This is a genomic window from Aromatoleum sp. (genome assembly GCF_035254505.1).
Classification (GTDB): Bacteria; Pseudomonadota; Gammaproteobacteria; order Burkholderiales; family Rhodocyclaceae; genus Aromatoleum.
In genome coordinates this window covers 14,123-37,327 of record NZ_DATFAO010000086.1, presented here as the reverse complement: position 1 = coordinate 37,327, position 23,205 = coordinate 14,123, and the positions used below count along the sequence as shown (strand labels likewise).

Annotated in this window: 22 protein-coding genes and 1 tRNA gene; 16 read left to right on the top strand and 7 right to left on the bottom strand. The window is 64.4% G+C overall.

Annotated features, from left to right (window positions below; all coding sequences use genetic code 11):
• Positions 1-20: 20 nt before the first annotated feature.
• The 5 genes from VJ673_RS17240 (at position 21) to VJ673_RS17220 (ending at position 4,883) form a co-directional block, all read left to right on the top strand.
• Positions 21-749: a maleate cis-trans isomerase family protein gene (locus VJ673_RS17240; RefSeq protein ID WP_324127390.1), complete on the top strand. Its 729-nt coding sequence runs from the start codon at positions 21-23 to the stop codon at positions 747-749.
• Between the two features lie 16 nt (positions 750-765).
• Positions 766-1,509, top strand: a complete 744-nt coding sequence (locus VJ673_RS17235) for an aspartate/glutamate racemase family protein (RefSeq protein ID WP_324127389.1) — start codon at positions 766-768, stop codon at positions 1,507-1,509.
• A gap of 61 nt (positions 1,510-1,570) precedes the next feature.
• Entirely contained in the window at positions 1,571-2,413 is an 843-nt protein-coding gene (locus VJ673_RS17230) for a fumarylacetoacetate hydrolase family protein (protein ID WP_324127387.1), read from the top strand.
• A gap of 94 nt (positions 2,414-2,507) precedes the next feature.
• On the top strand, positions 2,508-3,164 hold the full coding sequence (locus VJ673_RS17225) for an HAD family hydrolase (protein ID WP_324127386.1): 657 nt from the start codon (positions 2,508-2,510) through the stop codon (positions 3,162-3,164).
• A gap of 90 nt (positions 3,165-3,254) precedes the next feature.
• On the top strand, positions 3,255-4,883 hold the full coding sequence (locus VJ673_RS17220; RefSeq protein WP_324127385.1) for an isovaleryl-CoA dehydrogenase: 1,629 nt from the start codon (positions 3,255-3,257) through the stop codon (positions 4,881-4,883).
• Between the two features lie 27 nt (positions 4,884-4,910).
• Here VJ673_RS17220 and VJ673_RS17215 read toward each other — a convergent pair whose 3' ends face one another.
• Positions 4,911-6,071, bottom strand: a complete 1,161-nt coding sequence (locus VJ673_RS17215) for a GNAT family N-acetyltransferase (protein ID WP_324127384.1) — start codon at positions 6,069-6,071, stop codon at positions 4,911-4,913.
• Positions 6,072-6,257: 186 nt separating this feature from the next.
• On the opposite strand from VJ673_RS17215, the gene VJ673_RS17210 reads away from it, so the two are divergent.
• The gene (locus tag VJ673_RS17210) at positions 6,258-7,742 is read left to right on the top strand and encodes a GGDEF domain-containing protein (protein ID WP_324127383.1); all 1,485 of its coding nucleotides are present in this window, start codon (positions 6,258-6,260) and stop codon (positions 7,740-7,742) included.
• Positions 7,743-7,784: 42 nt separating this feature from the next.
• On the opposite strand, the gene VJ673_RS17205 is transcribed toward VJ673_RS17210, so the two are convergent.
• The 3 genes from VJ673_RS17205 to gntR all read right to left on the bottom strand — a co-directional run bounded on the left by VJ673_RS17205 (position 7,785) and on the right by gntR (position 9,600).
• Positions 7,785-7,976, bottom strand: coding sequence for a hypothetical protein (locus tag VJ673_RS17205; RefSeq protein ID WP_324127382.1), 192 nt, complete (start codon positions 7,974-7,976; stop codon positions 7,785-7,787).
• 216 nt (positions 7,977-8,192) lie between these two features.
• Positions 8,193-8,549 carry a cupin domain-containing protein gene (locus VJ673_RS17200; RefSeq protein WP_324127381.1) on the bottom strand — a complete coding sequence of 119 codons (357 nt, stop codon included), beginning with the start codon at positions 8,547-8,549 and terminating at the stop codon, positions 8,193-8,195.
• 25 nt (positions 8,550-8,574) lie between these two features.
• Positions 8,575-9,600: an HTH-type transcriptional regulator GntR gene (gene gntR / locus VJ673_RS17195; protein WP_324127380.1), complete on the bottom strand. Its 1,026-nt coding sequence runs from the start codon at positions 9,598-9,600 to the stop codon at positions 8,575-8,577.
• A gap of 194 nt (positions 9,601-9,794) precedes the next feature.
• Here gntR and VJ673_RS17190 point away from each other — a divergent pair, with 194 nt between their 5' ends.
• Both VJ673_RS17190 and VJ673_RS17185 read left to right on the top strand, forming a co-directional pair.
• Positions 9,795-10,325, top strand: coding sequence for a gluconokinase (locus tag VJ673_RS17190; RefSeq protein ID WP_324127379.1), 531 nt, complete (start codon positions 9,795-9,797; stop codon positions 10,323-10,325).
• An 88-nt stretch (positions 10,326-10,413) separates the two neighbouring features.
• Positions 10,414-11,766 (top strand): GntP family permease, encoded by a 1,353-nt coding sequence (locus VJ673_RS17185; RefSeq protein ID WP_324127378.1) that lies wholly within the window; start codon positions 10,414-10,416, stop codon positions 11,764-11,766.
• A gap of 51 nt (positions 11,767-11,817) precedes the next feature.
• Here the strand turns inward: VJ673_RS17185 and VJ673_RS17180 are convergent, their stop codons facing one another.
• Complete coding sequence (locus VJ673_RS17180) at positions 11,818-12,288, bottom strand: hemerythrin domain-containing protein (protein WP_324127377.1); 471 nt, start codon at positions 12,286-12,288, stop codon at positions 11,818-11,820.
• A 178-nt stretch (positions 12,289-12,466) separates the two neighbouring features.
• Between VJ673_RS17180 and VJ673_RS17175 the strand changes: the two genes are divergently transcribed.
• The gene (locus VJ673_RS17175; RefSeq protein ID WP_324127376.1) at positions 12,467-13,903 is read left to right on the top strand and encodes a 3'-5' exonuclease family protein; all 1,437 of its coding nucleotides are present in this window, start codon (positions 12,467-12,469) and stop codon (positions 13,901-13,903) included.
• Positions 13,904-13,950: 47 nt separating this feature from the next.
• On the opposite strand, the gene VJ673_RS17170 is transcribed toward VJ673_RS17175, so the two are convergent.
• On the bottom strand, positions 13,951-14,535 hold the full coding sequence (locus VJ673_RS17170; protein WP_324127375.1) for a TetR/AcrR family transcriptional regulator: 585 nt from the start codon (positions 14,533-14,535) through the stop codon (positions 13,951-13,953).
• 151 nt (positions 14,536-14,686) lie between these two features.
• Here VJ673_RS17170 and betB point away from each other — a divergent pair, with 151 nt between their 5' ends.
• The 7 genes from betB (at position 14,687) to VJ673_RS17135 (ending at position 21,048) form a co-directional block, all read left to right on the top strand.
• The gene (betB, locus tag VJ673_RS17165; protein WP_324127374.1) at positions 14,687-16,150 is read left to right on the top strand and encodes a betaine-aldehyde dehydrogenase; all 1,464 of its coding nucleotides are present in this window, start codon (positions 14,687-14,689) and stop codon (positions 16,148-16,150) included.
• 24 nt (positions 16,151-16,174) lie between these two features.
• The gene (gene betA / locus VJ673_RS17160) at positions 16,175-17,866 is read left to right on the top strand and encodes a choline dehydrogenase (RefSeq protein ID WP_324127373.1); all 1,692 of its coding nucleotides are present in this window, start codon (positions 16,175-16,177) and stop codon (positions 17,864-17,866) included.
• Positions 17,867-17,993: 127 nt separating this feature from the next.
• Entirely contained in the window at positions 17,994-18,467 is a 474-nt protein-coding gene (locus VJ673_RS17155) for a YybH family protein (RefSeq protein ID WP_324127372.1), read from the top strand.
• 52 nt (positions 18,468-18,519) lie between these two features.
• Positions 18,520-19,362 (top strand): TorF family putative porin, encoded by an 843-nt coding sequence (locus VJ673_RS17150; RefSeq protein WP_324127471.1) that lies wholly within the window; start codon positions 18,520-18,522, stop codon positions 19,360-19,362.
• Between the two features lie 6 nt (positions 19,363-19,368).
• Positions 19,369-19,695 carry a DMT family transporter gene (locus VJ673_RS17145; protein ID WP_324127371.1) on the top strand — a complete coding sequence of 109 codons (327 nt, stop codon included), beginning with the start codon at positions 19,369-19,371 and terminating at the stop codon, positions 19,693-19,695.
• A gap of 65 nt (positions 19,696-19,760) precedes the next feature.
• A complete protein-coding gene (locus VJ673_RS17140) occupies positions 19,761-20,681 on the top strand; it encodes a choline ABC transporter substrate-binding protein (protein WP_324127370.1) in 921 nt (306 codons plus the stop codon).
• Positions 20,682-20,957: 276 nt separating this feature from the next.
• Positions 20,958-21,048 (top strand) — tRNA-Ser (locus tag VJ673_RS17135).
• A 68-nt stretch (positions 21,049-21,116) separates the two neighbouring features.
• Here the strand turns inward: VJ673_RS17135 and VJ673_RS17130 are convergent.
• Complete coding sequence (locus tag VJ673_RS17130; protein ID WP_324127369.1) at positions 21,117-23,186, bottom strand: sodium:solute symporter family protein; 2,070 nt, start codon at positions 23,184-23,186, stop codon at positions 21,117-21,119.
• Positions 23,187-23,205 lie beyond the last annotated feature (19 nt).

The following is a 23,205-nucleotide window of genomic DNA, read 5'->3' as shown; positions in this document are numbered from 1 at the left end:
ACAGCACATAGCGAACTGCCATGACCAAACGCATCCGCCTGGGCGTGCTGACGCCCTCCTCCAACACCTCGCTCGAACCGCTGACGAGCGCGATCGTCGCGGAAGTGCCCGGCATATCGGCGCACTTTTCCCGTTTCACCGTGACCGAGATTTCGCTGAAAGATCAGGCGCTCGGCCAGTTCGACGACAGCAAGATCCTCGAAGCGGCGAAGCTGCTCGCGGATGCCCACGTCGATTCGATCGGCTGGAGCGGAACCTCCTCCGGCTGGCTCGGCTTCGAGCGCGACGTGCAGTTGTGCCGGCGCATCACCGAAGCGACGGGCATTCCGGCGACAACCTCGGTGCTCGCGCTGAACGAGATCCTCGAGAAGACCGGTACGCGCAAGCTCGGCCTCGCGACGCCCTACGTGCCGGACGTGCAGGCGCGTATCGTCAAGAACTATGCGGTGCTCGGCATCGAAGTGCCGGCCGAGCAGCATCTCGGCATCTCCGTGAATTTCGACTCCGCCGAAGTGGCGGAGGACACGCTGCGAAACATGGTTCGCGAAGTCGCAAAATCGCGGCCGGAAGCGATCACGACCTTCTGCACGAACCTGCGCGCCGCGCAGCTCGCCGAGGAACTCGAACGCGAGACCGGCATCCCGCTGTACGACACGGTGTCGACGGTCGTGTGGAAGCAGCTGCGGATGGCCGGTATCGACACCCGGGCGATCAAAGGCTGGGGCCGGCTGTTCCAGGAAGTGGCCTGATCAAGGAAGGATAGCCATGAAACTCTTACTGCTGAATCCGAACACGTCCCAAAGCGTCACCGACCGCATCGCCAATGCGGCGATCGGCATTGCGGGGCCGCAAACCGAGCTCGTGACGGCGACTGCGCCGCGGGGAGTGCCCTACATCGCGACCCGCGCGGAAGCAGTGATCGGCGGCGCGGTGGCGCTCGAAATGCTGGCCGAGATGCACTCGAGCGTTGACGCGGCCATCATCGCGGCCTTCGGCGACCCGGGGCTCGGGGGCGCGCGCGAGCTGTTCCCGATCCCGGTGATCGGTCTCGCCGAAGCGGGCATGCTGACCGCCTGCATGCTGGGCAAGCGATTCGCGATCGTGACCTTCTCGCAATCGCTCGAAGCCTGGTACCAGGAGTGCGTCGCGTGGCACGGGCTGCGCGAACGTTGTGCCGGCGTACGGGCCTTGGGCGGGAGCTTCCGTTCGATCTCCGACGTGCAGGATGAGAAGGAAGCGCTGTTGGTGGATCTCGCCAAGCAGGCGGTCGACCAGGACGGCGCCGACGTCGTCGTGCTCGCGGGCGCGCCGCTGGCGGGACTCGCGCGGCGGGTGCGCGATCGCATTCCGGTGCCGGTGATAGACTGCGTCGAAGCCGCGGTGAAGCAGGCGGAGACGCTGGCTGCGCTGAATCCGCGCAAGGCGGAGAAAGGCACGTTTGCACGCCCGGGCCCCAAGCCCTGCATTGGCATCGCCGAGCCGCTGGCCCGCTGGATCAATCACGAATAATCGGGATGACGCTGCGGCGTCTTGATGCCGCAGCCCTGTCACTTCAAGGAGGAGCAACCCAGTGAAACTGGTCCGCTTTGGCGAACCCGGGCAGGAACGCCCCGGCCTCATCGACGCCGACGGGAAGGTTCGCGACCTCTCCGCTCATATCAGGGACGTCGACGGTGCCGCGCTCGGCGCGGCGGTCCTCGCGCAACTGCGCGGGCTCGATCCTTGCACGCTGCCACTGGTGGCCGATGGCGTTCGCCTCGGTGCACCGCTCACGGGCATCGGCAAGGTCGTATGCATCGGTCTGAACTACGCCGATCATGCGCGCGAGGCGAATTTGCCGCTTCCACAGGAACCGATCATCTTCTTCAAGTCCCCGACGGCGGTATGCGGTCCGCAGGATCCGATCATGATGCCGCCAGGCTCGGAGAAGACGGACTGGGAGCTGGAACTGGTGGCCGTGATCGGCACGACGGCGCGCGGCGTATCCGAGGACAAGGCGCTCGATCACGTCGCCGTCTACACGATGGGGCTCGACATGTCCGAGCGATACTGGCAGATCGAGCGCGGCGGACAGTGGAGCAAGGGCAAGTGCTTCGACACCTTTGCGCCGCTCGGACCCTGGCTCGCGACGCCGGACGAACTCGAGGCGCCGAGCGATCTCCCGATGCAGCTCGCCGTGAATGAGCAAACCTGCCAGGACAGCAATACCGGCAACATGATCTTCAACGTCGCGCAGATCGTCAGCTACCTGAGCGGCCTGATGACGCTGCTGCCGGGCGACGTGATCATGACCGGCACGCCGGCCGGCGTCGGGATGGGCATGCAGCCGCCGCGCTACCTGCGCGTGGGCGATCGCGTTTCGGCGTCGATCGGCGGGCTGGGCAGCCAGGAGCATGTCGTCAAGGCGGGCTGACCTGCTCTCCTCCCTGTGGTCCACGCGGCAGTTGGGCGCTCGCTGCCGCGGCGGCGGCATACAATAGCGCCCACTCAAAAACGGACGCCCCGCCATGCCGCGCTTCAAACACGTCCTGTTCGACCTGGACGGCACGCTGATCGATTCGGCCCCCGCGATTCTCGCGAGCTATCGCGCGGCCTTCGCGAGCGCAGGGCGCACGCCCGTGATCGCGATCGACGAATCCATCGTCGGCCCGCCGCTGCTGGAAACGCTGCAGTTGCTCACCGGCAGCACCGACGCCGCCTTGATCGCGGAGCTCGCTGCGCACTTCAAGGCGAGCTACGACACGTCCGGCTATCGGGCGACGTCCGCGTATGCTGGGATCGGCGAAATGCTCGAACGGCTGACGGCAAGCGGATGCCGGCTCGCGATCGCGACAAACAAGCGCCTGCATCCGACCCGCCTGATCCTCGAACATCTGGGCTGGAGCGGGCATTTCGACGCCGTCTACGCCCTCGACATGTTCGACCCCCGCCTGCCGACCAAGGCCGCGATGATCGCGCGTCTGCTGGCCGACCACCGCATCGAGCGCGAAGACGCGGTCTACATCGGCGACCGGAGCGAAGACGGGGAATCGGCCGATGCCAATGGCCTGCCCTTCCTGGCTGCGACTTGGGGTTACGGCAGCCTGGAACCGTCGGAAATGGCGCCGACTTGGCGTGCCTTCACGAGCCCCGCGGAACTGGCGGATTCGCTCGTCGCCGACTGAAGAGCGAAGACGTCCGGGGCAAGCGAATTGCCCTCCTCGCCGCCTGTGGACTACGTTGAAGAATTACAAACGAGTCAGGCGGAAGCGGCGATGTGGCAAACGCATGAGATCTTCAACCAGGTCCCGCCCCTCGCGGGCAATTTCTTTACGACCGACACTGCCTTGCAGGAAGCGGTCGTGCGCGAAGGCGCCGACTGGCATGCCGAGGCTCTGAGCGCGCAGAGCGAGACGCTGGGAAGCTCGGAAACCGAGCGGCTTGCCGAACTCGCGAATCGCCACGGCCCGGCACTCGTCCCGTTCGATCGTAACGGGTTGCGGATCGACAGCGTTGAGTTCCACCCGGCCTGGACGCAGCTGCTCGTGATGCTTTACGCGGACGGCGTGCATAGCTCGGCGTGGCTCGAGCCCCGCATGGGCGCGCACGTCGCGCGCGCCGCCTCCTTCTATCTGCACGGGCAGGCAGAAGCCGGCACGCTGTGTCCGGTGACGATGACTTTCGCATCGATCCCCGTGCTGCGCCGGGACCCGGCCCTGTTCGGGATGTTGCGCGACAAGCTCGGCTCGCGCGACTACGATCCGAGCGACCAGCCGCTCGCCGGCAAACGTTCGGTCATGATCGGCATGGGCATGACCGAAAAACAAGGCGGATCCGACCTGCGCGGCGTCACAACGCAGGCCCGCCCCACCGGAGCGGGAAGCCGCGAGTTCACGATCGTCGGCCACAAGTGGTTCTTCTCGGTGCCGACCTGCGACGCGCATCTAGTGCTGGCGCGCCATCGCGACGCCCTCTCCTGCTTCTTCATGCCACGCTGGCTGCCGGACGGCACGCGCAATGCGATCCGCATCCAGCGCTTGAAGGACAAGCTCGGCAACCGCTCGAACGCCTCGGCCGAGGTCGAGTTCCAGGACGCGGTCGGTTTCCTCGTCGGCGACGAGGGCCGCGGGATTGCGACGATCATGGAAATGGCCGCGCAGACGCGGCTCGATTGTGTGCTCGGCAGTGCGGCGCTGATGCGGCGTGCGCTCGTCGAGGCGATCCACCATTGCCGCCATCGGAGCGCCTTCGGACGCCTGCTTGCCGATCAGGCGCTGATGGGCAACGTCCTCGCGGATCTTGCGCTCGAAAGCGAAGCGGCGACCGCACTGGGAATGCGTCTCGCGAAAGCGGTCGAATCGGATGGCGATCCGCTCGAACGGGCCTACAAGCGCATCGTCACGCCGGCCGCGAAGTTCTGGGTGTGCAAGCGGGCGATCCAGCAGACGGCCGAGTGCATGGAAGCCTGGGGCGGGAACGGGTACGTCGAGGATGGGCCGATGGCCCGGCTGTATCGGGAAGCGCCCGTGAATTCGATCTGGGAAGGCTCGGGCAACGTGATGTGCCTGGATGTGCTGCGCGCCGCCGCTCGCGAGCCGGACGCGCTACAGGCGCTGCTTCAGGATCTCGGCGAGGCCGCAGGCGATGAGCCTGCACTGAAGGACGCGCTTGCGGAAATGACGCGTCTGGTCAGTGCGCCGGCCGAGGTCGAATGGCACGCACGGCATCTTGCCACGCAGCTCGTGCTGCTCGTGCAGGCCGTCCTGCTGCGCCGCCACGCGCCCGCGTGGGTCGCCGACGAGTTCATCGTGAGCCGCCTCGCCGCCCGCCGTGGTCAGGTCTCCGGCCTGCTGGCCCGCCCCCAGGTGGCCTCGATGATGCTCCAGCGGGCCCTGCCGGCCTGACTCCGGCGCGCGAGCTTCTCGAAACCCTTATGTGATGCTGGATTCGGGCTGACGGAACGGGAGGTGCGCACTCGCCTCGTCGCGATACGCCGCGACGCCACCTTTTTGCCGCTCGAGGTGCGGTGCAATCAGCCTTCGCATTTCCGCGTCCGGAATCCAGTGTGCGGAGCGCACGATCTGCGGCGTGAAGCCCCGCGCGATCTTGTGCTCGCCCCCTGCTCCCGGCTCGAAGCGCGTCAAGCCGTGACGCAGGCAGTAATCGATGCCCTGATAGAAGCAGAGCTCGAAATGCAGACTGTCCACCTGTCGCCGCGCACCCCAGTAGCGTCCGAACAAGGTGTCGTCGCTGCGAAAGCACAGTGACACCGCGATCGGCAGCTCACCATCGCTCGCGGTGAAGATCACCATGCGGTCGCCCAGCGTCTTCGCGAGTTCGGCAAAGCACTCCGCGCTGAAGGCGGCGAAATTGCCGAAGCGATCGAAGGTCGACTTGTAGAGCGCATGCAGCGCCGGCCACTCCTTCGCATGGATTTCGTCTCCGTGCCGGACCTCGATGCGCAGGCCCGACTGCGCGGCCCGCCGCCGCTCGGCGCGCACCTTTCGACGCTTTTCGGCGGAGAAGGACTGCAGGAAGCCGTCGAAATCGCCGAAGCCCGCGTCGGACCACTGAAACTGTACGTCGTGGCTGACGAGCAGGCCGCACTCTTCGAGCGTGTCGACATCCGCGGGCGATGCAAGCGCTACATGCCAGGTCGAAAACCCGTTCTCAGCGACGATCTCGCGCGCCGTATGGACCAGCGCCTTACGGATCTCGGCGCCGTTGGTACAGCGCTTCGAAACCAGCAGCCGCGGTCCGGCGACCGGCGTGTAAGGCAGCCCCGACACGAGTCGCGGGTAGTAGCGACGCCCGAGGCGCTCCCACACCGAACTCCAGCTCCAGTCGTAAATGAAGTCGCCGTGGGAGTGCGACTTCAGATAGAGGGGCAGCAGGCCGACATCCATGCCGTCCTGCGACGCCACCAGATGCAAGGGCTGCCATCCTGACTCGGGGGCGGCGACCCCGCGCTCCTCGACGACGCGAAGGAAATCGGCGTTGAGGAAAGGATGACCGGGTTCGCCGATGTCACGCCAGGTGTCCCGCGAAAGCTCGGCAGCGCCGCCGGCGATACGGATTTTCAGCTCATTCATGGGAATACCGATTGCAAGGGATCGCCGATTCGACAGCAGCGGCGTCAAACGTTCCGGTGCTGACAGCCCAAACGCGATCGGACATATCTCACAGTAGCTTCAGTGGCAGACCTATCCTATTACTAAAGCAATAATGCCGCGCGGACGCGCTATTGCTCTCCGGCTCCGGCAGGGGAGGCCAAAAGGATGTCCCGGGACCAGGCAAGCGAGCGCTCCTACTTCCTCTCAACGCTGGCGGCCACGAAAGGGCAGCAGAGGCTGGCAAGCGTGATCGTGACGCTGTCGCTGCTCGGCCTGGTCGTGATCGCACCATTCGCCAAGACCCCGCTCGCCGAGGGCGATGCCTTCATTCCCGCGTATCAATCGTCGCTCGCGGTGCTCGACCTGATCACGGTCGCGTTGCTGATCAGCCAATATTCGTCCTTCAGCTCCCCATCCCTGCTGGTTCTGGCAAGCGGATACCTGTTCACGGCGTGCACGACGGTCGTCCACATGCTGACCTTCCCCGGTCTGTTTTCGCCTACGGGCCTGCTCGGCGCCGGTCCGCAGACGACAGCGTGGCTCTACATGTTCTGGCACGCAGGCTTTCCCGTCAGCGTGATGAGCTACGCGCTGATCAAAGGCCGGGAAACCCATCCGCCCCCTCCGGCGACGCGCCTGCCGCTCAGCATATCGATCGCGTTCGTGGCCGTGCTGACGCTTGTCGCGGGCATCAGCCTGCTTGCGATGCGCGCGGATTCGCTGCTGCCGCCGATCATGGCGGGCTCGCAGTACGCGCCCGCGATGTTCCCGGTCGTGTCTGCGGTGTGGCTGCTCAGCGCACTTGCGCTGGCCACGCTGTGGCTGCACAAGCCCCACGCGGTACTCGATCTGTGGCTGATGGTCACGATGTGCGCCTGGCTGATCGACATCGCGCTATCGGCGCTCGTGAACCAGGGACGCTTCGACCTCGGCTTTTACGCCGGCCGCATCTACGGACTGCTCGCCGCAAGCCTCGTCTTATTGGTCCTGCTGGCCGAAAGCGGCATGCTTTACAAGAAGCTCCTGCAGCTCACGACGAGACTACAGCGGCTCACGACCCAGGACGCGCTGACGGGCATCGCTAACCGACGCGCCTTCGATCATGCCCTCGATCTCGAGTGGCATCTTGCGATGCGGAGCGGCCTGCCGCTTTCCCTGCTGATGATCGACGTCGATCACTTCAAGGCCTTCAACGACACCTACGGCCACGTCGAAGGCGACAAATGCCTGAAGACGGTCGCGAAAACCGTGCAAAGCTCGATCACCCGCGCGCCCGACCTGGTCGCACGCTACGGCGGCGAGGAGTTCGTCGTGCTTCTCCCCCAGACGAGCGTCGAAGCGGCGGGCCAGATCGCCGAACGGATACGCGACGCGATCGCTGCCCTTGCGATTCCCAACCCGCGCTCAGGCATTGGCCACGTCACCGCCAGCGTTGGGGTCGCGTGCGTGCGGTCCGCCTGGGTCGCGACCGAACGCAGCCACGTCCACTCGCACTCTTCCGGCGGCGTGCCGCTGGTCGAGATGGCCGACCGGCTCCTGTATCAAGCCAAATCATCCGGACGGAATAGGGTCGTGATCGGCCGCTGCGAACCGCAGCCCGAAGTCGATCCCGTCGATGAGGGCGCCGAGCCGCCGCCTTCGCGTCCGTGACGCCTGGGCGAAGACGGCGGCCGCGACGCGGAGCTACCCCCATCAGTACGGTGTGCGCGAACCGTCGGGCCACACATTCCACGTCGCGGCGCCACCCGGCCAGGCGCGTAGATCGAGGCTACCCTCTCCCCAGTATTGGCCATCCACATAGATCGCGCCGCCACGCACTTCGGCCATCTCCTCGTGGTCCAGCTCCTCGCTCACGGACAAGTCTTCGATGATCAGCGTTGCCATTTCAGTTCTCCTTGCTTCATTCGGATGATTCGGATCGAGTACTTGCAGCACTCGAAGGAGATAACCGCAAACGGCGTGCCAGTCTTCCCTTAGTCGGGAACCCGCATGGACATTGAAACCGCGCGGCGGCCGGAGCCGGCTGGTGGTGGGACCGGGCCAACAGGCCGCGGGATGGCGTTGGCGCGCACAAGACAACACGACGCCATGTTGGGTGAATCACACCCTATCGGCGATCACGTAATGCTTCCTGACCGGCTCGATCACCTCGAACAGGCCGGTGAAACCGCCCGGGATCACGCAAGCGTCACCCGGCCCGAATTCCCGCGCCATGCCTGCGTCGTCGGTAATGCGAATGCGCCCTTCGATCACGTGGAAGAACTCGTCCTTGCCCTCCGCGAAGGCGATGCGCCAGGCGCCCGTCTCGCACGCCCACGTACCGGCCGACACGCCGGCATGGTCATAGTGATTCCAGGTGGTGCGCAGCGGATTGCCCGTCATGAGCCGATCCGGCCGTGGGCGATCGAACTCCGGCTCGGTGGAGGCGCCGGTGAATACGGTGAGAGATGGGGTCATTGGAATGTCCTGGCCAAGATGAAAATCAGGTGCTTTCGCGCGTCACCAACTCGAAGCCGACGTCGACGGCGGGCACCTTCACGGTCTCGCCTCGCATCACCGCCAGTAGCAACTCGGCGGCGCGCCGCCCCATCTCCTCACGCGGCGTGCGGATCGTCGTCAGCCGCGGCACCATGTGGGCGGCGCCCTCCAGATCGTTGAAGCCGACGACGGCGACCCGCCCCGGCACCGGGATGCCACGCCGCAAGGCCTCCAGCAACGCCCCCTGCGCCAAGTCGTCGTTGTTGAAGAAGATGCCATCCACGTCCGGATGCCGCTCGAGGAGGCTCACCAGCAGTTCGCCGCCCAGCGCCATCGACGAGGGCGCCGGCGTCAGGAGTTCCAACGCGGGATCGTAGCAAGCTTCCTCGATCAGGGCGCGTCGGAAGCCCTCGCCACGCTGCAACGTTCGCGGATCGAGCTGGGCCGCGACAAAAGCCAGACGACGGCGCCCACGCCCGAGCAGATGGCGCGCGGCCGTCGCACCCGCCTCTGCCTGGCTCAAGCCGACGCAATACACACCCGGCGCTTGCGCCAACTCCATCAGGTGCACGGTCGGAATCCGGCTCGTCTCGATCAAGCGCCGCGCCGCCTCGGTGCGATCGAAGCCGGTGACGATCAGGCCGCTAGGACGGTGCGCAAGGTAGTTGCGGATCAGCCGCTCCTCTTCCTCCCGGTCGTAGTGCGAGTTGCCGATCAGCACTTCGTAGCCGGCGGGCTGGAGGATGCGGTAGATCGCCTCGAGGACGTCAACGAAGACCGCGTTAGTCAGCGACGGCACGAGCACGACCACAGTGTCGCTGCGCGCCGAAGCCAAGGCGCGGGCCGCTGGATTCGGGACGTACCCGAGTACCGCCGCAGCAGTACGGACGCGTTCCGCAAGTTCCGCATCGACCGTATCCACGCCACGCAAGGCGCGCGACGCGGTGATCGGGCTCACCTGCGCCTCCCTGGCCACGTCGCTGAGGGTTGCCCGCCCGGTGGCGCGCGTTTTTCTTTCTGTCGTTTTCATGAGGGAGTTGCAATGGGCTCGCCGAGTCATTAGGATAGCGCTACCTTGATACCGGCTCAAGCAAACCGGCTCGCTCGATTCGCAAGAGCACTCGGGAACAAGGCAAGAAGCGCAACAACTCGGACGAAGCGCAAATGCGCTTATTTTTTCGCCGGGCAAGATAGCGCTACCTCACCAACGAGAGGAGACACAGGATGCAACCCCTCCCCCACGCCCTGGTCGTGATGGGCGTCGCCGGCTGCGGCAAGACCAGCGTCGCACAAGCCGTGGTCGCCCGCGTCGGCGGCCGCCTGATCGAAGGCGACGCCTTCCACCCCGCCGCCAACATTGCCAAGATGCGTGCCGGCATACCGCTCGACGATACCGATCGTCACGGCTGGCTCGATCAGCTCGGCGCCGAACTCGCCGCCTGTGTCGCCGCCGGCGAACGCCCCGTCCTCGCCTGCTCGGCCTTGAAGCGCCGCTACCGCGACCAGCTTCGCCGGGCCGTGCCGGGGCTCGGCTTCATCTTCCTTGAGTTGTCCCGCGTCGCCGCCGCGGATCGCGTCGCGCGACGCACCGACCATTTCATGCCCGCAAGCCTCGTCGACAGCCAGTTCGCCGATCTCGAACCGCCAAACGGGGAAGACGGGGTCGTGACCGTCGATGCCACGCTGTCGGTCGCCGATATCGCCACCGCCGCCCTTGGCAACTGGTCCGCTCCGTCCGCGGATTTAAGCCGCTGATTTTTTTACGCGGCTGAGATAGCGCTATCTCTCGTCGCGCTGCAGTTCAAAACATAGAGACACGAGAAACCTGGAGGAGAATCCAATCATGCTCGGCCTATCGAATGAAGTCTTTCTGCTGCTGGACGCACTCGTCGCGATCCTCGGCCTCATCGTCCTGATCACCCGCTTCAAGCTCCACCCCTTCGTCGCCCTCACGCTCGCAGCGGGCTTCCTCGGCCTCACCTCCGGGATGCCGGTCGACAAGGTCGTCAAATCCTTCCAGGACGGCTTTGGCGGCGTGCTCGGCTTCGTCGGCATCGTGCTCGGCCTCGGCACCATGCTCGGCAAGATGATGGCCGAATCGGGCGGCGCGGCGCAGATCGCCCGGACGCTGGTCGGCCGCTTCGGACGTGAACGCGTGCATTGGGCGATGATGCTCGGCGCCTTCCTCGTCGGCATCCCGCTCTTCTTCGAGATCGGCTTCGTGCTGCTGATCCCGCTCGTCTTCATCATCGCGCGCGAGACCGGAATCTCGCTGGTGAAGATCGGCATCCCGCTCCTCGCCGGCCTGTCGGTCGTGCACGGGCTCGTGCCCCCGCACCCCGGTCCGTTGCTCGCGATCGGCGTCTTCGGCGCGGACATCGGCAAGACCATCTTCTACGGCCTGCTGGTCGGCCTGCCCACGGCAATGATCGCCGGCCCGATCTTCGGGGCGCTGATCTCGAAGCACGTCCCCGGCACGCCCTCCGAACAGCTCATGGCGCAACTCGCCCACGAACCGGAAGCGAAGAACCTGCCGAGCTTCGGCGTCACCCTCGCAACCATCCTGCTGCCCGTCGCGCTGATGCTTCTCAAGTCCTACGCCGACGTCGCCTTCGACGAAAAGAGCGTATTCCGGATCTGGATGGACTTCCTCGGCAACCCGATCACCGCGCTCCTCGCCGCCCTGCTGCTGTCGCTCTACACCTTCGGCAGCGCACGCGGCTTCGGCGCCAAACAGATCATGAAGTTCCTCGACGAGAGCCTCGCGCCGACCGCCGCGATTGTGCTGATCATCGGCGCCGGCGGCGGCTTCAAGCAGATGCTCGTCGCTTCGGGCGTCGGCAACGCGATCGGGCAGATGGCGGTGCAGGCCCAGCTCTCGCCGATCCTGCTCGCCTGGCTCGTCGCGGCCGTGATCCGCATCGCCACCGGGTCGGCCACCGTTGCGACGATCACCGGCGCAGGTATCGTCGCGCCGGTCGCAACCCTCATTCCGGGCGTCAATCGAGAGTTGCTGGTGCTTGCGATCGGCGCCGGCTCGCTGATCCTCTCTCACGTCAATGACGCGGGCTTCTGGCTCGTAAAGCAATACTTCGACATGACGGTCACCGAAACCTTCAAGACCTGGACCGCGATGGAAACGATCATCTCCGTCGTCGACATCATCCTGATCATGACTCTGGCCGCCTTCGTCTGATCCTTCGCCAGGAGACGGGCGCCTTCAACAAGCGCCCGTTCGCTCGCGCATCTAGGCGGCCTTTGAGCGCTTCGGCCGCATTTCCGCCATCTTTTCGGCCAGCTCCCGCAAATCGCATTTCTCCTCGATCAGCTTCGGAAAGAGCTCGCCCTCCTCCTCCTGGATGTGGTGCTTCACATATTCGCCAAGCACGGTGACGCGCGCGTCGAAAAGCTCATCCTCGGGGCCCATCCCGCCGATCTGCTCGATCAGGTCCTTCGCGGTCGCATGTTCGACGACGGCCTCATCCAGGAGGCTGCCGAATTTTTCCGGATCCAGCTCGCGCACGGCGGGATAGAAGAGCTCCTCCTCGATCGATGTGTGGAGGGTCAGCTCGTCGCAGACGGTACGGGCGATCTCCTCCTTCTCCTCGTCGGTCTTCGCCTTTTCGAAATTTCCGAAGAGCTTGGTGACCTTGTGATGGTCGTCGAGAAGAGAACCGAGCGCGTCCTTCAGACCGCTCGGCAGGTTCGATTTGTTCATGGGATTTCTCCATCGGTTCGATGCTGCGAACACAGGCGGTCTGGCCGACGGCCTGTCCTTCCGTTGTCTTTCTCGCGCGACAACCGAGCTTCACGCGTGCAAATCGGGTTCCCGATCGCCGAGTCCCCCTTGCTCGGGTTAACTGTTAATATGTACAGTCATTGCCTCTGATCCGCGCATGATCCCCGATTTCCTCCGACCGGGCGGGCTCGCCTTCGTCGACATCGAGACTACCGGCGCCACCTCGTCGCGCGATTCGATCACCGAGATCGGCATCGTCGAGGTCGACGAGGACGGCGTGCGTGAATGGTCGAGCCTGGTCCGGCCCGATAACCGCATCCCTCCGTCTATCGAGCAGCTGACCGGCATCTCGAACGAGATGGTCGCCGACGCACCGACCTTCGCCGAGCTCGCCGACACGCTGCTCGACCGGCTGCACGACCGCGTCTTCATCGCCCATAACGCGCGTTTCGATCACGGCTTCATCCGCGCAGCCTTCCGGCGCATCGGCGTCGACTTCCGGCCGAAGGTGCTCTGCACCGTGCGGCTGTCGCGCCGGATGTTCCCCGAGGAGCGTTATCACAACCTCGACGTCCTGATCGCCCGTCACGGCCTGCAGATCGATGCCCGCCATCGCGCGCTCGCCGATGCACAGGCGATATGGCAATTCTGGCAGCGCGTACACCGCCGGTTTGGGGGGGAAGCGATCGAGCCCGTGTTGCGCGAACTGCTTGGCCGCCCGGCGCTGCCGCCTCACCTCGACCCGGCACTCATCGAAGACATCCCCGACGACGCGGGCGTCTATCTCTTCTACGGCGACAACGACCTGCCGCTCTACATCGGCAAGAGCAAACACCTGCGCACGCGCGTGCTGTCGCACTTCAGTGCCGACCACCGCGACAACCGCGAGATGACCTTGTCGCAGCAGGTCCGACGCATCGAATGGATCGTCACCGCCGGCGAAATCGGTGCGCTGCTGAAGGAAGCGGAGCTCATCAAGACACTGTTGCCGACGATGAACCGCAAGCTGCGCCGCAACCGCGAATTGTGCAGTTGGCAACTGCAAGCACAACCCGATGGCGGTTGGCGGCCGCAGCTGGTGTACGCCCGCGACCTCGACCTCGGGCGCCAGGAGAACCTCTTCGGCCTCTTCCGCACGCGGCGCGCGGCTCTCGCGAGCCTCACGAAGATCGCAACCGCCGAGCAACTGTGCCCGCCCCTGCTCGGGCTCGAAAAGCCTTCATCGGGGCGATGCTTCACGCACCAGCTGCGTCGCTGCCGCGGCGCGTGCAACGGCGGCGAAAGTCCCGCAATGCACGGCGCGCGCCTCATGCTCGCACTGCGCGAACTACACGTCGAACGCTGGCCCCACCGCGGGCCGGTCGGCATCCGCGAGGGCGACGCAATGCACGTCGTCGACGCCTGGTGCTACCTGGGCACAGCGAAATCCGACGAAGACCTGTACGGCATCCTCGATGGCGGGCAACCGAATTTCGAGCTCGACGTGTATCGGATCCTCGTGAAGGCCATGCGGCGCGGACGGATCGTGGATCTGTCGGCCATCAGCCTTCGTACTCTGGGTCCGTCTGATACCGACTCTACAAACTCCGTGTAAGACTTGCCGCCGGTTTTGGGCGGCGATACCGCTGATTGCCTGAACGGCTAGGCTGACGCGATCGTCCGGCTCCACGCAATCAGGCGTGCCACGAACTCGCTGCGCTGCGGCTCGGCGAGCGGGCGCAGGCCCATTGCCTCCTGAAACCACAGCCCGTCCACCGCGAGGCGGATGACCTGCGCCGCGACGGGATCCGTGCCATCCGACGCAAGCCGCTCCGTCCACTTCGACAACGCATCCTGGAACGGCGCAAGCAAGGACGGGTTGTTCGCTGCGCTGGCGATGATCGCGGCCCAGGAAAGCGACTCCTCGTGCGTCTCGGTCCCAGGTTCCGCGAAGGTGGCCATGATGTATCCGCGCAACCATGCGCCCGGCTCCCGATCCTCCGCGCAATGGCGCTCCGCGGCCGATTCGAACACCTCGATGGCATAGGACAGCATCCCCTTGATCAACGCGTCCTTCGAGGGGAAGTGGTACAGCAGTCCGCCCTTGCTCACGCCTGCAGTTTCCGCCACCTCGGCCAGGATCATCCGCGCCACCCCTTTGGTGCGAACCACCGATTCGGCCGCCTTGATGATTCGCGTGCGAGTCTTTCCCGCGTCTTCTGATGCCAAAGCGTGACCTCGAGTCATTGAGATTGCCAAGACTATATACCGGCCGGACGGTGTTGACACTAAACCGTCCAGCCGGTACAGTTTAAACCAACAATATGACGAGTTGAACCGGATGCCCCGTCGGGCCGCCCGCATCCGTCCTACGAATCACGATCCGGAACCGAAAACGATGACGACTCCAACATCCATCCAGCAAAGCTACGTCGGCGGCCGTAACCTGCCGAATGCCTCCGGCGAGACCTTCGACGACATCAACCCCGCCACCGGCGAACTGCTGTGCCGCGTCGAGCAGGCCGGGACGCCCGAGGTCGAGCGCGCGGTCCTCAGTGCCTCCGAAGGCTTCGCCCAGTGGTCCGCCATGACCGGCGCCGAGCGCGGCCGCATCCTCAATCGCGCCGCCCGTATCCTGCGCGAGCGCAACCGCGAGCTCGCCGAGCTCGAAGTGCTCGATACCGGCAAACCGGTCCAGGAAGCCGAGGCCGTAGACATCCTCTCCGGCGCTGACTGCATCGAATACTACGCGGGCCTCGCCGCCTCGCTGCACGGCGAGCACTTCCAGCTCAAGGGGGCCTTCGCCTACACTCGCCGCGAGCCGCTCGGTATCTGCGTCGGTATCGGCGCCTGGAACTACCCGATCCAGATTGCCTGCTGGAAGTCCGCACCGGCACTCGCCTGCGGCAATGCGATGATCTTCAAGCCGGCGGAACTCACCCCGCTCACTACCGCAAAGCTTGCCGAGATCTACACCGAAGCCGGGCTGCCTCCCGGCGTGTTCAATGTCCTTCAGGGCGATGCACGCACCGGGCAGATGCTGGTGCGTCACCCTGACGTCGCCAAGGTCTCGCTCACCGGCGAGATCGGCACCGGGAAGCGCGTCATGGCGGACGCCGCCGCCACCCTGAAGCACGTGACGATGGAGCTCGGTGGCAAGTCGCCGCTGATCGTATTTGCCGACGCGGATCTGCGCAACGCCGTGTCCGCGGCGATGCTGGCCAACTTCTACACGCAGGGTGAAATCTGCTCCAACGGCACCCGCGTTTTCGTCCACGAAGCAATCTACGACGCCTTCCTCGAGCAGCTTGCCGAGCGCACGCGCGCGATGAAGATCGGCGATCCCCGCGATCCTCAAACCCAGGTCGGCGCGCTCATTTCGGAAGCCCACATGAACCGCGTACTCGAGTACATCGAAAGCGGAAAGCGCAGCGCACGGCTCGTCTCGGGCGGCGGACGCGCGCATGTCGATGGCCTTCCGGGAGGCTTCTTCGTGAAACCCACGATCTTCGCCGACTGCACCGACGACTGCGAAATCGTCCGCGAGGAAATCTTCGGTCCGGTCATGTCGGTACTGAAGTTCTCCGACGAGGAGGACGTGATCCGCCGCGCCAATGCCACCCCCTTCGGGCTCGCCGGCGGCGTCTTCACGCGCGACCTCGCACGCGCCCACCGCGTCGTCGCGCAACTCCAGGCGGGAATCTGCTGGATCAACAACTACAACATCACTCCGGTGGAAATTCCCTTCGGCGGCGTCAAGCAGTCGGGGATCGGCCGCGAAAACGGCCTCGCCGCCCTCGAACACTACACCCAACTCAAGAGCGTCTACGTGGAAATGGGCGACGTCGCCTGCCCGTATTGAGCGAGCGCGCCCAAGGATTCGAACATGTCGATGTCAAAAGAATTTGACTACATCATCATTGGCGCCGGCTCCGCCGGTAACGTGCTCGCCGCCCGTCTGACCGAGGATGCCGACGTCAGCGTGTTGCTGCTGGAGGCCGGCGGTCCGGACTACCGCCTGGACTTCCGCACGCAGATGCCCGCGGCGCTCGCCTACCCGCTGCAAGGCCGCCGCTACAACTGGGCCTACGAGACCGACCCCGAGCCGCACATGAACAAGCGGCGCATGGAGTGCGGGCGCGGCAAGGGCCTCGGCGGCTCCTCGCTCATCAACGGCATGTGCTACATCCGCGGCAACGCGCTGGACTTCGACAACTGGGCCAGGGCCAAGGGACTCGAGGACTGGAGCTATCTCGACTGCCTGCCCTACTTTCGCAAGGCCGAATCGCGCGATACCGGCGCGGACGACTATCACGGCGCCGACGGTCCGGTCTGCGTCACGACCCCGAAGCCGGGCAACAACCCGCTTTTCCAGGCGATGGTCGAGGCCGGCGTGCAGGCGGGTTTCCCGCGCACCAGCGACCTTAACGGTTACCAGCAGGAGGGCTTCGGGCCAATGGACCGCACGGTCACCCCCGCGGGACGGCGTTCGAGCACCGCGCGCGGATACCTCGACCAGGCGCGCGGCCGACCGAATCTCACGGTCGTCACTCACGCACTCACCGACCGGATCCTTTTCAGCAGCAAGCGCGCCGTCGGCGTCGCCTATCTACAAGGCGCCGCGCCCCATCCGACGACCGTGCACGCGCGCCGCGAGGTGCTGCTGTGCGCCGGCGCCATTGCCTCGCCTCAGATCCTGCAGCGCTCGGGCATCGGCCCCGCGCCGCTGCTGCGCAGCCTTGATATCGGCGTGGTGCACGACCTGCCTGGCGTCGGCGCCAACCTGCAGGACCATCTCGAGATGTACCTCCAATACGCCTGCAAGCAACCGGTGTCGCTGTACCCCGCGCTCCAGCCGTGGAATCAACCCGCGATCGGCGCGCAATGGCTGTTCAGGGGAACCGGAATCGGCGGGAGCAACCAGTTCGAGGCTGGAGGCTTCATCCGCAGCCGCTCGGAGTTCGAGTGGCCGAACATCCAGTTCCACTTTCTGCCGGTGGCGATCAATTACAACGGCAGCAATGCCGTGAAGGAGCACGGCTTTCAGGCCCATGTCGGCTCGATGCGCTCACCGAGCCGCGGCCGCATCCATGTGAAGTCGAAAGATCCGCACCAACACCCGAGCATCCTGTTCAACTACATGAGCATGGAGCAGGACTGGCAGGAGTTCCGGGATGCGATTCGCATCACGCGGGAAATCATGCAGCAGCCCGCGCTCGATCCCTACCGCGGCCGCGAGCTGAGTCCGGGCGTCGACCTGAAGAGCGATGCGTCGCTCGACGCCTTCGTCCGCGAGCGGGCCGAGACCGCCTTTCACCCATCCTGCTCATGCAAGATGGGCGAGGACGACATGGCGGTAGTGGACGGACAGGGACGCGTCCATGGAGTAGAGGCGCTGCGCGTCGTCGATGCCTCGATCATGCCGCTGATCATCACCGGCAATCTCAACGCCACCACGATCATGATCGGCGAGAAGATCGCCGACCGCATCCGCGGCCGCAAGCCACTGGCGCCCAGCAAGGCGCCCTATTTTTCGGCCGGTAGCGTTCCTGTGCGCGGACGGCCGGTGCGCGTCTGAAGGTTCATCGTTTTTTTAACCTAAGTGATATACCGTCCGGACGGTGTTGACTATGAACCGTCCAGCCGGTACAGTCATTCTCACAGCACCATCCGTCTACGGTCCTTTTGCTAAAGGGGAAGAAGCAATGCTGAGGTTGATGAGGCAGGTCCTGGTTGGAGGGGTCGCGGCGTTTGCCGCGGCGTCCGCTGCACAAGCACAGTCGGCAGCGCTGCCGACGAGTGACACCTACGCGATCAAGAACGCCATGGAAGCGTGGCTCAGTTCGTGTTCGGCGCGCGACCTCGATCGCTGCATGTCCATGTATGCGGACGACGTCGTCGGCGTCTTCCAGGGCGCCACCGACTACGACTTCGACACGCTGAAGGCGGGATTCGCGCAGTCCTACAAGAAGGACGACCTCGACGATCTATGGAGCAACGAGCTGGAGGAAATCACGGGATCCGGCGACATGGCGGTCGTGCGCTCCAATCGGACGCTGACGCAAACGCCGAAAGGCGGCGGCCGGGCCGCGACCCTCAAGCTGCGCACCACCGAGATTCTGCGGCGCGGCGAAGACGGCGCGTGGACGATCGCCCGCTTCGTGATGTACCCGAACTGAAATCGCAAGACCTGGACATTCCAGCCTTCACAATCGAGGGGTTCCCGTGAACATGATTCATCCGCCGCGTTTGCTTCCGTTCATTCTTGTCGCCCTGGGCGCCGCCGGTACCGCCAGCGCCGCCGCGACGCCCGCCGTTCAGGCCTTTCCGCCGGTCGAACCCTCTACGGGCGACGCCCTGTCAGCCAATGTGACCCTCGCCTCCCAGTACGTATCGCGCGGATTCCAGCAGACCTGGGGCCGGCCGGCGCTGCAGGGCGGCTTCGACTATGCGCATCCGAGCGGTTTCTTTGCCGGCACCTGGATGTCCACGGTGAGTCCGAAATGGATCCAGGATGGCTTTATGGAATGGGATCTCTATGCGGGCTATGGTGGAACCGTCGGCGACGTCTCCTACAAGGCGCAGCTCTACTATTACCTCTACCCCGGCGCCAAGCTGCAGCCCCCGTTTTCCCTGAAGGACACGAAATACGACTACGGCGAAGTGCTCCTCGGCGCGACGTGGAAGTGGTTCACCCTCAACTACTGGTACACCTACACGAAGGACTACTTCGGCTACAACAGCGACACCCTTTTCATCGGCAACGATCAGCACAGCCGCGGTTCCGGCTACCTGGACGCCAACTTCAATTACGACTTCGGAGGCGGCTATGCTCTGCTTCTGCACTATGGGCGCGAGCAGGTAAAGAACTTCTCGAGCTACGATTTCGAGGACTACAAGATCTCCCTGACCAAGACCTTCGACAAGGGCTGGAGCGCGAGCCTGAATTTGACCGGAATGCCGAAGGTGAACGATTACTACAAGCACAACAACACCTTGTCCGTATCGGGCGACGGCTCGCACTCGAGCCCGGGCGACCGTCAGGTCTACGTGACGATCGGCCGGACGTTTTGAAGCCTCATGAACAACTGGGCGCTGCTGACGGTCGCGATCCTGCTCGAGGTGGCCGCAACGACCTCGATGAAGTTTTCCGCGGGATTCACCCGCCCGGGCCCGTCGGTGCTGATGTTCGTCCTCTATGCAATGTCGTTCGCATGTCTGAGTAACGCATTGCGCACGATCGAGGTCGGAACCGCATACGCAATCTGGGCTGGCGCGGGCACTGCCCTGATCGCCGCAATCGGAGTTGCAGTGTTTGATGAAGGATTGACGCCACAGAAGTTGTTGGGTGTGGCGCTCATTATCGGTGGGGTCGTCGCGCTGAAGCTTGAAGGCGGCGCTCATTGAAGGGTGTTTTCAGGAGACAAGAAGTGATAACTACTAAGATTTTCAAGAACGTCAGCATGTTTGGTATGGCTGCGCTGTTTGCGACCGCGTCGGGAGTCAGCACGGCGGCCGATCCATCCTCATGTCGCGCGGTGCGCTTCGCTGACGTCGGCTGGACCGACATCGCCGCGACGACGGCCGTCGCATCGACCGTGCTCGAAGGCCTCGGCTACAAACCGACGACCACCATCGCTTCGGTTCCGATCACCTTCGCCGGGATCAAGAAGAAGAATATCGACGTCTTCCTCGGCTATTGGAATCCCAGCATGACGCCGATGATCGAACCCTTCCTGAAAGAAGGATCGATCAAGGTGCTCGAGCCCGGAAACCTGACCGGGGCCAAATACACCCTCGCCGTTCCCGCCTACCTGGCCGAAGCCGGCCTCAAGGATTTCTCCGACATCAGCAAATTCCGCAACGAGCTCGACGGCAAGATTTACGGCATCGAACCGGGCAACGACGGCAACGCGCTGATCCAGAAGATGATCGAAAAGAACGAGTTCGGCCTCGGCGGATTCAAACTCGTCGAATCCTCCGAAGCCGGGATGCTGGTTGAAGTGCAGCGAGCGGTCGCGCAGAAGAGATCGATCATATTCCTGGGCTGGGAACCCCATCCCATGAACGAGAAGTTCAAGCTCGCCTACCTGACCGGCGGTGACAAGTACTTCGGCCCGAACCTCGGCGGCGCGACGATCTACACCGCGATGTGGCCAGGCTATGCGGACAAGTGCCCGAATGCCGCGAAACTGGTGAAACAACTCGCGTTCTCGCTGGAGATGGAAAACCAGATCATGGGCGGCATCCTCGACAGGAAGGATCCAGTCACGTCAGCCAACGAGTGGCTGCGCAAGAATCCCGCAGTGCTGAATGGCTGGCTGACGGGGGTGACCACGTTCGACGGTGCCGATGGCATGCCGGCCGTGAAGAAACACCTCGGAGTCTTGTAAGACGCGCGAAATTATCGGGCACTCAACGGCCTCGCACCGCGAGAGCGGCCGCCCATAGGGTGTGAGGACTATTGACACCCATGGGCGACCACCGGCGCAGACCATTTGCTCAGCGTGCAAACCTGCGCACCGGCGGAATACGGGCACTGCACGGACCTCCTCCGGCCGTGCGAAACCGCCGAACCCTCCCACCTGGCTCTCTCACGCTCGATCGCTGCGAGGATCATGTCAGGGGCTTCCGATTCTCGCGCGTTCTGCTACAATGCGCGGCTTCCCGGAGAGATGGATGAGTGGTTTAAGTCGCACGCCTGGAAAGCGTGTTCAGGGTAATACCCTGACGCGGGTTCGAATCCCGCTCTCTCCGCCAGAACAAAAGAAAAAGCCCTGATTATTCAGGGCTTTTTCTTTTCGCGGAATGGTATTCCGCGTATCCGCTCAATTATGAGGCGGGCGCACCTCCGGCATCAACCCGGGATCGTCTGCCGGCAAGCGCGGGTAGCGCACGTAGTCGACCAGCTTCTGTATTTCGGGCGGTGGCGGCGGGGTCAACAGGCTGACCACGATGATCGTCAGGAAGCCCACCGGCACACCGAACAAGCCGCCGGAAATCGGGTTGATGCCGAACCAGGCCTGCTCCATCGAACCGCCGAAGAAGCTGTGGGTGCGTACGACGTAGACCAAGGTCACTGCGAGGCCGGCGATCATTCCGGCCACCGCTCCGGGTCGGTTTGCGCGCTTCCAGAAAATCCCGAGCACCAGCGCCGGGAAGAAGGCCGCCGCCGCAATCGAGAACGCAAGGCCGACCATCAGCAGGATGTTGTCCGGGTGCATCGACGCGACCCATGCGGCGACCACCGCCACGACCAGCAACTGTGACTTCGAGATCACCAGGCGACGGTGCGTGCTCGCCCCAGGGTTGATGACCTTGAAGTAAAAATCATGCGACAGCGCGTTCGAGATCGTCAGCAACAGGCCATCGGCCGTCGACAGCGCCGCTGCGAGGCCCCCCGCGGCGACGAGCCCCGAAATGACGTACGGCAGTCCGGCGATCTCCGGTGTGACGAGTACGATCACGTCGGTGTTCAGGCTGAGCTCGGCCAACTGCAGGATGCCGTCGCCGTTGATGTCCTCGATCGACACCATGCCGACCTTGCCCCAGGACACGATCCAGTTCGGAAGCATCGCGATGCTCGACCCGATGAGGTTGTTGTACACCTCCCACTTCGCGAATACGGCGTAGGCCGGGGCGGTCACATACAAAAAGAAGATGAAGAACAGGGACCAGAACACCGACTTCCGCGCCTCCACGACGCCGGGGGTCGTGTAGTAACGGACGAGAATGTGCGGCAACGCCGCGGTGCCGACCATCATCACGAAGACCAGCGCAAGGAAGTTGTTGCGCGCGTTCTCGCGTTCCTGTGGTGTATCGCCCGGATGAGCCTGGGCGTGGCGCCGCAAGGGTTTGGCGCGTTCGAGCGCGTCGTCCCGCTCGCGCTCCCAGACGAGCTTCGCCTGCGGAGCGGTCCGGGGCAGGTCGCGCAGGGCCCTTTCGGTATGTGCGATATCGCGTGCCGGAGCGTTTTCGAGGCGCAACTGGTTGAGCCGTTCGATCAGTGATCGCCGCTCCGCTTCGAGGGACTGCGGCAAATTCTCGACTTTCGCGGCGTAATCCTTGGCGCGGTTTCCAAACTGCCGGCGCACTTCGATTTCCTCCGGGTCGGCGATCAGCTCGTCTTCCTTCGCCGACAGCCGCTCCAGCACCTGGCCGTACATCACGGGCGCGACCGGAACGCCGGTGACCTTGTAGGACATGATCGTCACCGGCACGAGGTAGGCCGTCACGAGGATCACGTACTGTGCGACCTGAGTCCACGTCACTGCACGCATCCCGCCGAGGAAGGAGCACACGAGGATGCCGGCCAGGCCGACGAACAGGCCGATCTCGAACTCCACGCTGACGAAACGGCTGGTGATCAGGCCCACACCATAGATCTGCGCGACGAGATACACGAAGCTCGCGAGCACGGTAGCCAGCAGGCCGACGACACGCGCGGCGTTGCCCTGGTAACGCATGCCGAGAAAATCGGGAATCGTGTATTGCCCAAACTTGCGCAGGTAGGGCGCGAGCAACAAGGCTACGAGCACGAAGCCACCCGTCCAGCCGGTGACGAACGCAAGGCCCTCGAAGCCCGCAAAGTAGAGCGTGCCGGCGAGGCCGATGTAGGACGCGGCGCTCATCCAGTCCGCCGCGGTCGCCATGCCGTTGAAAAAGGCCGGCACGCGACGTCCGGCGACGTAGTATTCCGAGACGTCGGACGTGCGGCTCATCACGCCGATGCCGGCGTAGATTGCGATCGTCGCAAACAGGAAGATATGCCCGATCGCACCGGGCGAGAGGCCGGCGCGCTCGCTCAATGCGAGCGCGCCGACGAAGGCCAGGAAGCAGACCGTGTACCAGCTGTAGTAGCGGCGCAGCCGACGGGTGAAATTCGATTGGGTACTCATGCACCACGCGTCGCGGGAG